The following is a 14959-nucleotide window of genomic DNA, read 5'->3' on the forward strand; positions in this document are numbered from 1 at the left end:
GAGCACCGCATGAGCCTGATTTCCGACGCCGTCGCCGGGGCCATCCAGCCTGCGGCGCATGCCAGCAGCCCGGCCAGCACAGCCACTGCCTCCGATTTCGACATGTTCCTCAAGATGCTGACCGCGCAGATCCGCAATCAGGATCCGCTCGAACCGATGGAATCGGCCGATTATGCGGTGCAGCTCGCCACATTTTCCGGGGTCGAGCAGCAGGTGAAGACCAACGATCTGCTTGCAGCCCTTGCCACGGGTTCGGGCGCGGGCGGGCTGGCCGACATTGCGGGCTGGGTCGGGCGCGAGGCGCGCGCGCCGATGCCAGCCTGGTTCGACGGTGCGCCGGTGCCGCTCGGCTTCGAGACGCGGCCAGGCGCCGAGGCGGGCGAGATCGTGGTATCCGACGCGCAGGACGTCGAGGTGGCCCGCCACGCCGTGGCAGCCGGGGCGCAGGATCTCGATTGGGCCGGGACCACGGCCGAGGGGCGGCCGCTGCCGCCCGGTGCCTATCGCTTCGAGATCGTGAGCCTGGCAGCGGGGGAGGAGATCGGTCGCGACACGATCGAAACCTATGGCCGGGTGCGCGAGGTGCGTCTGGGCCCCGACGGACCGGTTCTGGTGGCCGAGGCGGGCGTGGAGGTCCCCGTCTCGGCAGTCACCGCGCTGCGCGAGGCCGGCTAGACCAGCGAGGCGATCCAGCCCGCCGTTGCCGTCAGCGCCGCGCCGATGGTCAGCCAGGCCAGCGGCGGCAAATCGCGGCGGCGCGGCTCGGGCTCGGGATGGCTCTGGCGCACCAGCGCGGCTTCGGCCAGCGCCGGCAGGCGCGGCCCGAAGCGCGACAGCACCTGGATCGTGCGGCCGAGATCGCGGGCCACGGCCTTGGGGCCGATGCTCTCGCGGATGTAGTCCTCGACCACCGGGCGGGAGGCCTCCCAGATGTTGATATGCGGGTCGAGCGTGCGCGCCACGCCCTCGACCACCACCATGGTGCGCTGCAGCAGGATCAACTCGGTGCGGGTCTCCATGCCGAAGCGCTCGGTCACCTCGAACAGGTAGTTGAGCAGTCGCGCCATCGAGATGCGCGAGGCGTCCATGCCGAAGATCGGCTCGCCCACCGCGCGCAGGGCGGAGGCGAAGGCGTCGACGTCGCGGTCGGCCGGGACGTAGCCTGCCTCGAAATGAACCTCGGCGACGCGGCGGTAATCCTTGCGGATGAAGCCGAAGATGATCTCGGCATAGACGCGGCGGGTGTATTCGTCGATCCGGCCCATGATCCCGAAATCGAGCGCGATCAGCGTGCCGTCGGGGCCGACCTTGAGATTGCCCTGGTGCATGTCGCCGTGGAAGAAACCGTCGCGCAGCGCATGGGCGAGGAAGAGCTGCAGCACCCGGGCGGCGAGGCGCTTGCGGTCGTGCCCGGCGGCGTCGATCTCGGCCACCTCTGCGGCGCCGATCCCCTCGACCCAGCTCATCGTCATCACCCGCCGCCCCGAGAGGTGCCAGCGCAGCGCGGGCACGGCGAAACCTTCGTCCTTGGCGGTGTTGGCCGCGAACTCGGCCGCGGCGGAGGCCTCGAGCCGCAGGTCCAGCTCGCCCAGCACCACGCTTTCGAAATGGGCGATCACCTCGACCGGGCGCAGCCGGCGCGAGGCGGGGGAGAGCCGCTCGATCATCCGGGCGGCGAAGTAGAAGGCTTCGATGTCGCGGCGGAAGGCGCGCTCGATGCCGGGGCGCAGCACCTTCACCGCCACCGTCTCGCCGGTCTCGGCCAGCCGGGCGCGGTGCACCTGCGCGATCGAGGCGGCGGCGACCGGCTCCGAGAACTCGGAGAACATGGCATCGACCGGTTGGCCCAGCTCGACCGCCACGGCGCGCTTGGCCTGGGCCGTGGGGAAGGGCGGCAGGCTGTCCTGCAGCACCCGCAGCTGCATCGCCAGCTCCTCGCCCACCACGTCGGGGCGGGTCGAGAGGATCTGGCCGAACTTGATATAGGCCGGGCCCAGCGCGGTGATGGCGCGGGTCGCGGGTGGCATGCTGGCGTCGCCCTCGTAGCCCATCCAGCGGAACGGCGCGGCGAAGAGCCGGACCGCCAGCCGCACCGCGCGCGGCGCCTCGACCGCGTCGAGCACGACGGCCATCGCCCCGGTGCGCTCAAAGGTTGCGCCGGTGCGGATCAGCCGAATGAGGTTGTGCGGGCCCCTCAGAGCTTCCACCCCGAATGCAGGCAGGCGATGCCCATGCTGAGGTTGCGGTACTTCGCCTGCTCGAATCCGGCCGCCTCGACCATGCCGAGGAAGGTCTCCTGGTCGGGGAAGCGGCGGATCGATTCGACCAGATACTGGTAGCTATCGCGGTCATTGGCGATCAGCTGGCCCATCGCCGGGATGACGTTGAAGCTGTAGAGATCGTAGGCCCGCTGCATCAGATCGTTGGGGATCTGGCTGAACTCCAGCACCATCAGCCGGCCGCCGGGGCGCAGCACGCGGTAGGCTTCGTCGAGCGCCTTCTGCGGCCGCGTCACGTTCCGGATGCCGAAGCTGATCGTGTAGACGTCGAAGCTGTTGTTGGGAAAGGGCAGCGCCATCGCGTCGCCCACCACCCAGTCGAGGCTGTCCTCCAGCCGCTCGGCCTCGGCCCGCTTGCGGCCCTCGACCAGCATCGGCTCGGTCAGGTCGCAGACCGTGGCGTGGCCGCGTCCGGCGCGGGCGAGGAAGCGGAACGACACGTCGCCGGTGCCGCCGGCGACGTCGAGGAGCTTCTGGCCCGGCCGCGGCGCCAGCCAGTCCATCATCGCGTCCTTCCACAGCCGGTGGATGCCGACGCTCATCACGTCGTTCATCACGTCGTAGCGCGAGGCGACGGAGGTGAACACGCCGCGCACGCGGCCTGCCTTCTCTTCCTCGCGCACCGTCTGGTAGCCGAAATGCGTGGTCTGCTCGTCGTTCAAGGGTCTTGTCCCGTGCCGGTGGCGTGCCTTGATAGGGCTCAGTGGCGGCATATAGGCCGCGGCAGCCGAAAGAAAGAAGCGATGCCCGAATTGCCCGAGGTGGAGACGGTTCGTCGCGGGTTGGCACCCGCGATGGAAGGGGCGGTGATCGAGATCGCCCATGTCAACCGGCCCGACCTGCGCTGGCCGTTCCCCGAACGCATGGCCGAGCGGCTCACGGGACGGCGGGTGGAGCGGCTGTGGCGGCGCTCGAAATACATCCTCGCGGATCTCGAGGGCGACGAGACGCTGATCGTGCATCTGGGCATGTCGGGGCGGATGACCGTCTCGGGCGTCCGGTTGGGGCGGTTCCACGTGGATCACCCGGCGCCGGCCAAGCATGACCACGTGGTGCTGGAGATGGCGGGTGGCGCCCGCGTCACCTTCAACGACCCGCGCCGCTTCGGGGCGATGGATCTCGCGCCGACAGCCACGCTCGAGCAGCACCGGCTGCTGCGCGGCATCGGGCCGGAGCCCTTGGGCAACGCCTTCGACGAGACCTACCTGATCGCGCGGCTCGCCGGGCGGGCGGTGCCGATCAAGGCGGCGCTGCTCGACCAGAAGATCGTCGCCGGGCTGGGCAACATCTATGTCTGCGAGGTGCTGCACCGGGCCGGGATCGACCCGCGGCGCAAGGCGGGCCGGATCGCGCCCGCGCGGGTCGCGACGCTGGTGCCGCTGATCCGCGAGGTGCTCGAGGAGGCGATCGCCTCGGGTGGCTCCTCGCTCAAGGATTACCGGCAGGCGGACGGGGCGATGGGCTATTTCCAGCACGGATTCCGGGTCTACGACCGCGCGGGCGAGGGCTGCACGACGGAAGGTTGCGACGGCACGGTGGAGCGGATCGTGCAGTCGGGGCGTTCCACCTTCCTGTGCCGGCACTGCCAGAGGTGACTTGAACACCGCGGCGGGGCGCGGCACGGTTCTTGGAACCTGCTCCGGAGACCCCGCATGGCCTACAGCACCATCCTCGTCGAAACCGAGGACGATATCGCCACCATCACGCTCAACCGCCCCGACGCGATGAACGCGATCAACTCGACGCTGCTGCACGAGCTGGTGACCGCGCTTGAGGAGGCGGATCGCTCCGACAGGGTGCGTTGCATCGTGCTGACCGGGTCGGACAAGGCCTTTGCCGCCGGCGCCGACGTCGCCGAGATGGCGCAGATGGGCTTCGTGGAGATGTACCGCAAGGCGCTCTACGCGGGCGACATGGCGCGGCTTGCGCGCATCCGCAAACCGGTGATCGCCGCGGTGGCGGGCTATGCGCTGGGCGGCGGCTGCGAGCTGGCGATGGCCTGCGACTTCATCATCGCCGCCGACAACGCCAAGTTCGGCCAGCCGGAGGTCAATCTCGGGATCATGGCCGGGATGGGCGGCAGCCAGCGGCTGACCCGTGCGGTGGGCAAGCCCAAGGCGATGGACATGCATCTGACGGGCCGCTTCATGTCGGCCGAGGAGGCCGAGCGCTCCGGGCTGGTCAGCCGGGTTGTGCCGGCGCGCCAGCTCGAGCAGGAGGCGCGGGCGGCCGCCGCCAAGATCGCCGAGAAGGGCCAAGTCGCGGTGCTGGCGATCAAGGAGGCGGTCAACCGCAGCCAGGAGGTCGGCCTGTCCGAGGGGTTGGCCTATGAGCGGCGGCTGTTCGAGGCGCTTTTCGCCACCGAGGACCAGTCCGAGGGCATGGCCGCGTTCCGCGAGAAGCGCGAGCCGCAGTACCGCGATCGCTGAGCCGGCCGGAAAAGGCGCGCGACAGGTTGACTAGCCGTCGAGTCGGCCTTAGAGACGCGGCTTCAGAACAATCACCCCGCAAGTGGATTCTCGACACATGGCCAACACGCCCCAGTCCAAGAAGCGCGCTCGCCAGAACGAGCGCCGCTACGCGATCAACAAGATGCGCCGTTCGCGCATCCGCACCTTCCTGCGCAAGGTCGAAGAGGCGATCGCCTCCGGCAACCCTGACGCTGCCAAGACCGCCCTGCGCGAAGCTCAGCCGGAGCTGATGCGCGGCGTCACCAAAGGCGTGGTGCACAAGAACACCGCCGCTCGCAAGATCTCGCGCCTGTCGTCGCGCGTGAAGGCGATCGCCGCCTGATCTCGCTCAAAGGCGAAAAATATCAAAGGGGTGCCCCGAAAGGGGCACCCCTTTTTCGTGTTCGGATTCGGCCCCACGCGTGGCGCTCGAATCCGTGCCGTTGCGGCAGAATCGACCCCATTTCCGTCATGCCACTGTCAAGCTGCACCCTTAGCATGGCCGGGCGCCCCGAAGCCGCTGTGGCCCCCTGACACGGCATTTGGCGCCGGGCCTTAGGATTCAGGGGCCCCGGCAAATGGCCGCGGATTCGATTCAGCGGAGTCCGTCGTCAAGCGCGTTGTTCGGTTGATGACGTCCGAACGCAGGCGCTAACTTGCCCCTGCGATTCACATCGTTCCTGGGGGAACATGGGCGAGTCGGCACCACGGTGGTCCGAAGGCCAGCTGCACGGCCGAATGATCGGAACCGCGACGGGGTGCCAGCTCTCATGAGCGTGACGGGCGCACGGCCTTGGCCGTGCCATTCGCCGTCCCGCGCTTGTCTGCATTGCGGCCGCCATCTCGGCGGACGTCACTGCCGTCATGTACCGATCCCGGGCCGAACTGCATGAGCGGGTTGGCGGCTTGTCCGTCCCCGTTCGGGTCCGGAGGTTAGGTCAGTCCGGTGCGGAACAGCGTCGGCGCATGCGCGCCGGCGGCCGCACGAGCTGTGCCCGGATGTGGATGGCGAGCCGGGCGCGGCGGGCGCGACCGGGTGACGATGAAGGCAGGTCGGGGACAGGTCATGACGAACGACAATTGGGCGCAGGTCAGCGAAGAGCTCAAGCAGGCGGTGGGCGCCAACAACCACACCACCTGGATCGCGCCGCTGCGCTTCGAAGGGCTGGTCGACGGCGTGGCCCGCTTCCACGTGCCGACCACCTTCCACGGCAACTACGTCCTGCAGAATTTCGGCGACCAGATCCTGACCCAGCTCGCTCGGGCCGGCATCACCGTGCAGCGCCTGATCTTCGCCCAGTCGGCCAACGCCTCCGCCGCGCCCCGCCCCGCGGCACCGCAGCCCGCCGCCCCGGCGCTGGCCGCGGCCGATGACGAGGACGCCACCCCCTCGGCCACGCTCGACCCGCGCTTCACCTTCGACCGCTTCGTCGTCGGCAAGCCCAACGAGATGGCGCATGCCGCCGCGCGCCGCATCGCCGAGGGCGGCTCGCTCGGCTTCAACCCGCTGTTCCTTTATGGCGGCGTGGGTCTGGGCAAGACCCACCTGATGCACGCCATCGGTCACGAGTTGAAGGCCAACCAGCCGCATCTCAAGGTCGTGCTCACCTCCGCCGAGCAGTTCATGTACCGCTTCATCACCGCGCTGCGCGACAAGCGCATGATGGATTTCAAGCAGCTCTACCGCTCGGTCGACGTGCTCATGGTCGACGACATCCAGTTCCTCGGTGGCAAGGATTCCACCCAGGAGGAGTTCTTCCACACCTTCAACGCGCTGATCGACGCCGGAAAGCGGATCATCATCTCGGCCGACCGTGCGCCGGGCGCGATGAAGGATGTCGAGGAGCGGATCACCTCGCGCATGGGATCGGGCCTCGTGGTCGATCTCTTCCCGACCGATTTCGAACTGCGCGTCGGCATCCTGCAGGCCAAGGCCGACTATTACCGTGCCCAGTATCCCGGCATCGTGGTCCAGCCCGGCGTGTTCGAGTTCCTCGCCCAGCGGATCTCCAACAACGTCCGCGTGCTCGAAGGCGCGCTGACCCGGCTGTTTGCCTTCGCCTCGCTGGTCGGGCGCGAGATCTCGCTCGAGATGACTCAGGATTGCCTGGCCGACATCCTGCGCGCCAGCGATCGCAAGATCACCGTCGAGGAAATCCAGCGCCGGGTCTCGGAGCATTACAACATCCGCCTCTCGGACATGATCGGGCCGAAGCGGCTGCGCAGCTATGCCCGGCCGCGCCAGGTCGCGATGTACCTGTCCAAGAAACTGACCTCGCGCTCGCTGCCCGAGATCGGCCGCCGCTTCGGCGGGCGCGACCACACCACCGTCATGCACGGGGTGCGCAAGATCGAGGAGCTGAAGGCCACCGACAGCCAGATCGCCGACGATCTCGAACTGCTGCGGCGCGCGCTCGAGGAGTGACGCGAGGCGGGCTTCGCGATGCCGCCGAAAGGGCTTGAGAACGGGTGGAAAACAGGTAGTTTTCCAGTCCCGGCCAAGGCCTGCGGCAACTAGCGGAGCGAAGCACATGAAATTCTCGATCGAACGCGGCGTTCTGCTCAAGGCCGTGGCCCAGGCCCAGTCGGTGGTCGAGCGGCGCAACACCATCCCGATCCTCGCCAACGTGCTGATCGAGGCCGAGGGCGACACGGTGCGCTTCCGCGCCACCGATCTCGACATCGAGGTGGTCGACCGCGCCCCCGCCACGGTCGAGCGCGACGGCGCGATCACCGTCGCCGCCGTGCTGCTCAACGAGATCGTCCGCAAGCTGCCCGACGGGGCGCTGGTGACGCTCACCGATCAGGGCGCCTCCGGGCGGCTGTCGATCGAGGCGGGGCGCTCGAACTTCCAGCTGGCAACCTTGCCGCGCGAGGATTTCCCAGTGATGGCCTCGGCCGAATACGCCGCGAGCTTCACTGCCCCCGCGCCGGTGCTGCGCCGCCTCTTCGACAAGGCCAAGTTCGCGATCTCCACCGAGGAGACACGTTACTATCTCAACGGCGTCTACATGCATGTGGCCGAGGGCGAAAAGGGCCGGGTGCTGCGCTGCGTCGCCACCGACGGGCACCGCCTCGCCCGGATCGACGCCGATCTGCCCGAAGGGGCCGAGACGATGGCCGGGGTGATCGTGCCGCGCAAGACCGTCAACGAGCTGCGCAAGCTGCTCGACGATGACGAGGCGCAGATCGAGGTGTCGGTCAGCGAGACCAAGGTACGCTTCGCCACGCCGAACATCACCCTGACCTCGAAGGTGATCGACGGCACCTTCCCGGATTACAGCCGGGTGATTCCGCAAAACAATTCCAAGCGCCTCGAGGTCGACGCGGCCGAATTCGCCAAGGCGGTGGACCGGGTCGCCACCGTCAGCTCCGAGCGTTCGCGCGCGGTCAAGCTGTCGCTCGAGGAGGACCGGCTGGTGCTCTCGGTCAACGCGCCCGATTCCGGCGCCGCCGAGGAAGAGCTGGCCGTCGCCTATGGCGATGAGCGGCTCGAGATCGGCTTCAACGCGAAATACCTGCAGGAGATCGCCAACCAGGTGGATCGCGAGAACGCGGTGTTCCTGTTCAACTCCTCCGGCGATCCGACCCTGATGCGCGAGGGCGACGACACCAGCGCGGTCTATGTCGTCATGCCGATGCGCGTGTGACGCCTGCGGGACCTGCGCCTGTCGGAAACGGTGAGGGCGAGGGCCGCGCATGAGGGCGGCCGTCACCGAGCTGGAGCTGTCGCATTTCCGCTCGCACAAGCGGGCGAGGCTGGCGCTTGACGGCCGGCCGGTCGCGATCTTCGGCCCCAACGGCGCCGGGAAGACCAACCTGATCGAGGCGGTGTCGCTGCTGTCGCCCGGCCGCGGCATGCGCCGCGCCGGCGCCGAGGAGATCGCCCGCCGGCCCGAGCGGCTGGGCTGGAAGGTCCGCGCCGAGGTCGAGGCCGAGGGCGCGCCGCACGAGATCGAGACCCGCGCCGAGGCGGGCCAGAGCCGGGGTGTCCGGATCGACGACAAGGCGGTGCCGCAGGTAGCGCTGGCACGGGTGCTGCGGGTGCTTTGGCTGGTGCCCTCGATGGACCGGCTCTGGATCGAGGCCGCCGAGGGGCGGCGCCGCTTTCTCGACCGCGCCGCGCTGAGCTTCGATCCCGGCCATGCCGAACAGGTGCTCGACTACGAAAAGGCGATGCGCGAACGCAACCGGCTCCTCAAGGACGGGGTGCGCGACGCGCATTGGTACGGCGCGCTCGAGGGGCGCATGGCGCGGGCCGGAGCGGTGATCGCGGCCACCCGCCGCGCCGCGATCGACCGGCTGATGGCGGCGCAGGACCGGGCCGAGACCGCCTTTCCCGCAGCGGATCTGGCGCTCGGCTATCCCGACGAGACGCCCGAGGCCGAGGAGGAGCTGCGCGCGGCCTTCGCCGGGATGCGCGGCCGCGACATGGCGGCGGGCCGCACGCTGATCGGGCCGCATCGCGCCGATCTCGACGCGCTGTGGCGCGCCAAGGGGGTGGCGGCGCGCGACGCCTCCACCGGCGAGCAGAAGGCGCTGCTGATCTCGCTCATCCTCGCCAATGCCCGGGCGCTGGCCGCCGAGGGCGGCGCGCCGCCGGTGCTGCTTCTGGACGAGGTCGCGGCGCATCTGGACACGCGCCGCCGCGCGGCGCTCTATGACGAGATCTGCGCGCTGGGGCTGCAGGCCTTCATGACCGGCACCGAGCCGGGGCTGTTCGAGGCGCTGGGCGACCGGGCGCAACGGATCGAAGTGACCGAGACCGCCGGCGTCTCGCAGGTCAGGGAGGCGACATGACACCGCAACGCGTGACCCTCATCACCCTCGGCGTTACCGACATGGACCGCTCGAAGGCCTTTTATGCCGCGCTGGGCTGGGTGCCGCATGCCTCCAGCCAGCCTTCCGTGACCTTCTACCAGATGCACGGGCTCGTGCTCGGCCTGTTCGGCCTCCCGGATCTTGCCGCGGATCAGGGCCGGCCGGGCGCGCGGCTCGGGACCGGAGCCGCGACGCTGGCGCAGAACTTCGAGGATCGGGCGGCGGTGGATGCCGCGTGGCAGGCCGCTCTCGATGCTGGGGCAGAGCCGCTCAAGGCACCGGAGGAGGTGTTCTGGGGCGGCTATTCCGGCTACTACGCCGATCCCGACGGCCATGTCTGGGAGGTCGCCCACAACCCGTTCTGGCCTCTGGCCGAGGATGGCTCGCTGACGCTGCCCGAGGCACCGTGACCCTCGGCTTCCCGGACCTCGCGCTCTACGCGGGCGCGCTTCTGGTGCTGTTCCTGACGCCGGGGCCGGTCTGGGTCGCGCTCACCGCTCGTGCGCTGTCTAGGGGGTTTCACGCCGCATGGCCGCTGGCGCTCGGCGTGGTGGTGGGCGACGTGGCGTGGCCGCTGCTGGCGATCCTCGGGGTGAACTGGGTGCTGTCGGTCTATGGCGGCTTTCTCGAGGCGCTGCGCTGGGTCGCGGCGGCGATGTTCGTGACCATGGGGGTGATGCTGTGGCGGCATGCGGGCGCCTCCATCTCCACCGACAGCCGACTGACCCGCCCCGGCATGTGGGCGGGCTTCATGGCCGGTCTGGCGGTCATCCTAGGCAATCCCAAGGCCATCCTGTTCTACATGGGAATGCTGCCGGGTTTCTTCGATCTCTCGGCGCTGGGCGGGCTCGACATCGCCGCGATCTGCGCGGTCTCCTTTGCCGTGCCGCTCTTGGGCAACCTCGTGCTGGCCGCCTCGATCGACCGGGCGCGGGCGATTCTGACCTCGCCCGAGGCGCTGCGCCGGACCAATCACGTGGCGGCGGCGATGCTGGTCGGCGTGGGGCTGCTCATCCCCCTCCTATAGCGCAAAATATGGGGGAAAACCGTGACATCCCCCACCAGTATTCGTATATTCCGCCGGTAACGTCCCGAGGATTTCCCCCATGGCTGAACCCGCTCTGCAACCCAACGCCTACGGCGCCGATTCCATCAAGGTTCTCAAGGGCCTGGATGCGGTCCGCAAGCGTCCGGGCATGTATATCGGTGACACCGATGACGGCTCGGGCCTGCACCACATGGTCTACGAGGTGGTCGATAACGGCATCGACGAGGCGCTGGCCGGCCATGCCGACTTCGTGCAGGTCAAGATCCATGCCGACAACTCGGTCAGCGTGCGCGACAACGGTCGCGGCATTCCCACCGATCTGCACCGCGAAGAGGGCGTCTCGGCGGCCGAGGTCATCATGACCCAGCTCCATGCCGGCGGTAAGTTCGACCAGAACTCCTACAAGGTGTCCGGCGGCCTGCACGGCGTCGGCGTCTCGGTCGTGAACGCGCTGTCGGACTGGCTGGAGCTACGGATCTGGCGCGACGGCAAGGAGCACGTCGCCCGGTTCGAGCGCGGCGAGACCGTGAAGCATCTCGAGGTGGTGGGCGAGACCGACCAGACCGGCACCGAGGTCCGCTTCCTTGCCTCGACCACGACCTTCTCGAACCTCGAATACGACTTCGCCACGCTCGAAAAGCGCCTGCGCGAACTGGCCTTCCTGAACTCTGGCGTGCGTATCATCCTCGAGGATGACCGCCCGGCGCAGCCGCTGCATTCCGAGCTGTACTACGAGGGCGGCGTGCGCGAGTTCGTGAAGTATCTCGACCGCTCCAAGCATGCCGTGATGCCCGAGCCGATCTGGATCGAGGGCGAGAAGGACGGCATCGGCGTCGAGGTGGCGATGTGGTGGAACGACACCTACCACGAGACCGTGCTGCCCTTTACGAACAACATCCCGCAGCGCGACGGCGGCACCCACATGGCGGGCTTCCGCGGCGCGCTGACCCGGACCATCAACAACTACGCGCAGTCCTCGGGCATCGCCAAGAAGGAGAAGGTCTCCTTTACCGGCGACGACGCCCGCGAGGGGCTGACCTGCGTGCTGTCGGTCAAGGTGCCGGACCCCAAGTTCTCCTCCCAGACCAAGGACAAGCTGGTCTCGTCGGAGGTGCGCCCGGCGGTCGAGAACCTCGTCGGCGAGAAGCTCGCCGAGTGGTTCGAGGAAAACCCCAACCTCGCCAAGCAGATCGTCGGCAAGATCATCGAGGCCGCTCTCGCGCGCGAGGCCGCGCGCAAGGCGCGCGAGCTGACCCGCCGCAAGACCGCGATGGACGTGAACTTCCTCGCCGGCAAGCTCAAGGACTGCTCCGAGAAGGACCCGTCGAAGACCGAGGTGTTCCTCGTCGAGGGTGACTCGGCGGGCGGTTCGGCCCAGACCGGCCGCGACCGCGGCACCCAGGCGATCCTGCCGCTCAAGGGCAAGATCCTCAATGTCGAGCGGGCGCGGTTCGACCGGATGCTGGGAAGCCAGGAGATCGGCAACCTCGTGATGGCGCTCGGCACCGGCATCGGCCGCGACGAGTTCGACATCAAGAAGCTGCGCTACCACAAGATCGTCATCATGACCGACGCCGACGTCGACGGCGCGCATATCCGGACACTCCTGCTGACCTTCTTCTTCCGGCAGATGCCGGAGCTGATCGAGGGCGGGCATCTCTACATCGCGCAGCCGCCGCTCTACAAGGTGACGCGCGGCAAGTCCGAGGTCTATCTCAAGGACCAGGCGGCGATGGACGAGTACCTGATCCACCAGGGCACCGACGGCACCGCGCTGCGGCTCGGCACCGGCGAGGAGATCACCGGCAACGACCTGCGCCGCGTGGTCGAAGAGGCGCGTCAGCTGCGCCGTGTGCTCGATGCTTTCCCGACCCATTACCCGCGCCACATCCTCGAACAGGCGGCGATCTCCGGCGCCTTCGTGCCCGGCGCGGTCGATGCCGACCTGCAGGGCGTGGCCGACAAGGTCGCTAAGCGGCTCGACCTGATCGCGCTGGAATACGAGCGCGGCTGGCACGGCCGGATCACCCAGGATCACGGCATCCGGCTCGCCCGCATCCTGCGCGGGGTCGAGGAAGTGCGCACGCTGGACGGCCCGATGCTCCGCTCGGGCGAGGCGCGCAAGACCGGCAGCTTCACCAAGTCGCTGCAGGAGATCTACGACCTGCCCGCGACTCTGGTGCGCAAGGACCGGACCCAGCTGATCCACGGCCCGCTCGATCTTCTCGCCGCGATCCTCGAGGAGGGTCAGCGCGGCCTGACGCTGCAGCGCTACAAGGGTCTGGGCGAGATGAACCCCGACCAGCTCTGGGAGACGACTCTGGATCCCGAGGCGCGGACTCTGCTGCAGGTGAAGATCGAGGATTCGACCGAGGCCGACGACCTGTTCACCAAGCTGATGGGCGACGTGGTCGAGCCACGCCGCGAGTTCATCCAGCAGAACGCCCTCAACGTCGAGCATCTCGACTTCTGATCGACGATCCGCAGTGCGGCGGCGGGCTGGAGACAGCCTGCCGACCACGTCGCGGGCCTCTCCATGAACCGACGCTTTCCAGCGTGTCGCGTTCCGAAGTCTCTCACAGGGGGCGGTCGAGCGGTCGTCACGAAAGCGGGTCCACCAAAAAGCGAAACCCCGAGAACCGGTCAGGTTCTCGGGGTTTCGTGCTTTGAAGTGGTGCCGCTGAAGGGACTCGAACCCCCGACCCCATCATTACGAATGACGTGCTCTACCAGCTGAGCTACAGCGGCGCCCGGGCGCCTCTTAGCACCCGGGCGCCGGGGGGAAAAGGGCTATTTTCGCTCTTCCGCGAGGGCCTCTCCCTCGGTTTTCTCGGGCGTGGTCGCGGCCGTCCCGGGGGCGACGATCTCGGCCTCCTCGGGGCCGGACGTGGCCGGCGTCGCGGTCTGCGCGGGCAGGGGCGAGGCGGTGGATCCAGCCTCGCGCACGGCCGGGACCGTGCCTTCGCCATTGGTGCGCCCGGCACCGCCGACGATTAGCGGCAGCATCTCGGTGCCGCGCGGCAGGTTGGGCTCGCCCTCTTCCGGACGGGTCCAGGCAAGCGTGTCGAAGGCGTGGCAGTTCGAGCAGACCGGGTCCCAGTGCGGGTGCAGGTGATGGCAGTTCTCGCAGACCCATTGCGGGCCGCGGGGCGCGGTCAGCGCCCGCGCCAGCCAGCCGCGCACCACCGCGTCGTCGGCGCCGCGGCCGCGCTCGATCGCCGCCATCAGCGTCAGTACACGCGCGGTGGGGTCGGTTTCGACCAGATCGCCCAGCGCGCGCCGCGCCTCGTTGAAGCGCTCGGCCGCGATCATCAGCTCCGCCTCGAGCATCCGCGTCTCGGGGTGGTCGGGGCGCGACTGGATTAGCACCGAGAAGCGGTCCAGCCGGGCCTGCGGGTTCTCCTCGGGGGCGATCTCGGCGAAGACCTGCGCCAGGTCGGGATGGGGCTCGGCTTCCCAGGCCTTGCGGATTACCCGCGTGGCGTAGCGGCTGTTGCCGACCGCGAGATAGCTGCGGGCCGCCATCACGGCCGCCGGGATCAGGTCGGGCGAGAGCCGGTTGGCCTCGATCGCCTTCTCGCGCGCCTCGATGCTCAGGCTCTCATCCATCACGTCGCGGGCTTCCGACAACGCGAGAACTGCGTCGCGGCGCTTGGCGACGTTGCGGGGCAGGCTGCCCGAACGGCGCTTGGCGTCGAGCGTGGCGCGCGCACCGGTCCAGTCATGTGCCTCGGCCTGCAGCCGCAGCAGCGTGTCCTGCGTCTCGGTGTGGCGCGGCTTGAGCTCGAAAGCCTTCTTGGCGAGCTTCATCGCGGTGTCGGTATCGCCCTCGGCGAGGCGCTGCCGCATCAGGCCGCGAATGCCGACGAAGCGGGTGCGGTCGATCTGCACCAGCTCGCGATAGGCGCCCTCGGCGGTGCGGCGGTCGCCGGCCAGCTCCGCGCCCTGCGCCACGAGGATCGAGGTCAGGTCGGGACGGCGCAGGTAGCGCTCGGCCCGGCGGCCCTTGGCCATCGCGGTCTCGCCCTCGCCGGAGGCCAGCGCGATCATGCCGTCGGCCAGTGCCTTGTAGCCACGCCGCTCGCGCGAGCGCGAGAACCAGCGGCTGACGGCAGTGTCGTCGCCATTGATGAAGCGCAGCAGCGCCAGCAGGAAGCCGAGCGCCTTGAACAGCAGCCAGCCGAGCAGGGCCAGCAGCGCGATGGCGAGCACCAGCTGCAACGGGCCGAGGGTGACCTCGTAGCCGGCCATGGCGATCTCGGCCCCGCCGGCCACGTCGGTGAGCCGCGCGGCACCCCAGGTGAGACCGGCGACGACGGCGACGAAGACCAGGATCTTGATCAGGGACAGGAGCATGTGCG

The 14959-nt window shown here is 68.8% G+C and carries 13 protein-coding genes and 1 tRNA gene; 10 read left to right on the forward strand and 4 right to left on the reverse strand.

The features are described 5' to 3' along the window. The first annotated feature begins 9 nt into the window (after positions 1–9). A complete protein-coding gene (locus tag FHS00_RS04535; protein WP_183470292.1) occupies positions 10–675 on the forward strand; it encodes a flagellar hook capping FlgD N-terminal domain-containing protein in 666 nt (221 codons plus the stop codon). Here FHS00_RS04535 and ubiB read toward each other — a convergent pair. Continuing rightward, complete coding sequence (gene ubiB / locus FHS00_RS04540; protein WP_183470714.1) at positions 672–2198, reverse strand: 2-polyprenylphenol 6-hydroxylase; 1527 nt, start codon at positions 2196–2198, stop codon at positions 672–674. The genes FHS00_RS04535 and ubiB overlap by 4 nt on opposite strands. Then, positions 2195–2941 (reverse strand): bifunctional demethylmenaquinone methyltransferase/2-methoxy-6-polyprenyl-1,4-benzoquinol methylase UbiE, encoded by a 747-nt coding sequence (gene ubiE / locus FHS00_RS04545; RefSeq protein WP_425486027.1) that lies wholly within the window; start codon positions 2939–2941, stop codon positions 2195–2197. Before ubiE ends, ubiB begins: the two co-directional genes overlap by 4 nt. Positions 2942–3022: 81 nt before the next feature. Between ubiE and mutM the strand changes: the two genes are divergently transcribed. The 9 genes from mutM (at position 3023) to gyrB (ending at position 13071) form a co-directional block, all read left to right on the forward strand. Next, positions 3023–3874, forward strand: coding sequence for a bifunctional DNA-formamidopyrimidine glycosylase/DNA-(apurinic or apyrimidinic site) lyase (mutM, locus tag FHS00_RS04550; RefSeq protein WP_183470296.1), 852 nt, complete (start codon positions 3023–3025; stop codon positions 3872–3874). Positions 3875–3931: 57 nt separating this feature from the next. Then, on the forward strand, positions 3932–4708 hold the full coding sequence (locus FHS00_RS04555) for an enoyl-CoA hydratase-related protein (protein WP_183470298.1): 777 nt from the start codon (positions 3932–3934) through the stop codon (positions 4706–4708). A gap of 97 nt (positions 4709–4805) precedes the next feature. Then, positions 4806–5072 carry a 30S ribosomal protein S20 gene (gene rpsT, locus FHS00_RS04560; protein WP_183470300.1) on the forward strand — a complete coding sequence of 89 codons (267 nt, stop codon included), beginning with the start codon at positions 4806–4808 and terminating at the stop codon, positions 5070–5072. A gap of 723 nt (positions 5073–5795) precedes the next feature. After that, a complete protein-coding gene (gene dnaA / locus FHS00_RS04565; protein WP_221188708.1) occupies positions 5796–7154 on the forward strand; it encodes a chromosomal replication initiator protein DnaA in 1359 nt (452 codons plus the stop codon). A 106-nt stretch (positions 7155–7260) separates the two neighbouring features. Continuing rightward, complete coding sequence (gene dnaN / locus FHS00_RS04570) at positions 7261–8379, forward strand: DNA polymerase III subunit beta (protein WP_183470302.1); 1119 nt, start codon at positions 7261–7263, stop codon at positions 8377–8379. 49 nt (positions 8380–8428) lie between these two features. Continuing rightward, entirely contained in the window at positions 8429–9529 is a 1101-nt protein-coding gene (gene recF / locus FHS00_RS04575; RefSeq protein ID WP_183470304.1) for a DNA replication/repair protein RecF, read from the forward strand. Then, a complete protein-coding gene (locus FHS00_RS04580) occupies positions 9526–9960 on the forward strand; it encodes a VOC family protein (RefSeq protein WP_183470306.1) in 435 nt (144 codons plus the stop codon). The genes recF and FHS00_RS04580 overlap by 4 nt, the downstream gene beginning before the upstream one ends. Next, the gene (locus tag FHS00_RS04585; RefSeq protein ID WP_183470308.1) at positions 9957–10577 is read left to right on the forward strand and encodes a LysE family transporter; all 621 of its coding nucleotides are present in this window, start codon (positions 9957–9959) and stop codon (positions 10575–10577) included. Before FHS00_RS04580 ends, FHS00_RS04585 begins: the two co-directional genes overlap by 4 nt. Before the next feature lie 79 nt (positions 10578–10656). After that, the gene (gyrB, locus tag FHS00_RS04590; RefSeq protein WP_183470310.1) at positions 10657–13071 is read left to right on the forward strand and encodes a DNA topoisomerase (ATP-hydrolyzing) subunit B; all 2415 of its coding nucleotides are present in this window, start codon (positions 10657–10659) and stop codon (positions 13069–13071) included. 199 nt (positions 13072–13270) lie between these two features. Here the strand turns inward: gyrB and FHS00_RS04595 are convergent. Next, positions 13271–13346, reverse strand: a tRNA-Thr gene (locus tag FHS00_RS04595). 42 nt (positions 13347–13388) lie between these two features. After that, entirely contained in the window at positions 13389–14954 is a 1566-nt protein-coding gene (locus tag FHS00_RS04600) for a heme biosynthesis protein HemY (RefSeq protein ID WP_183470311.1), read from the reverse strand. Positions 14955–14959 lie beyond the last annotated feature (5 nt).

This window comes from Limimaricola variabilis (assembly GCF_014195545.1).
Lineage (GTDB): Bacteria > Pseudomonadota > Alphaproteobacteria > Rhodobacterales > Rhodobacteraceae > Limimaricola > Limimaricola variabilis.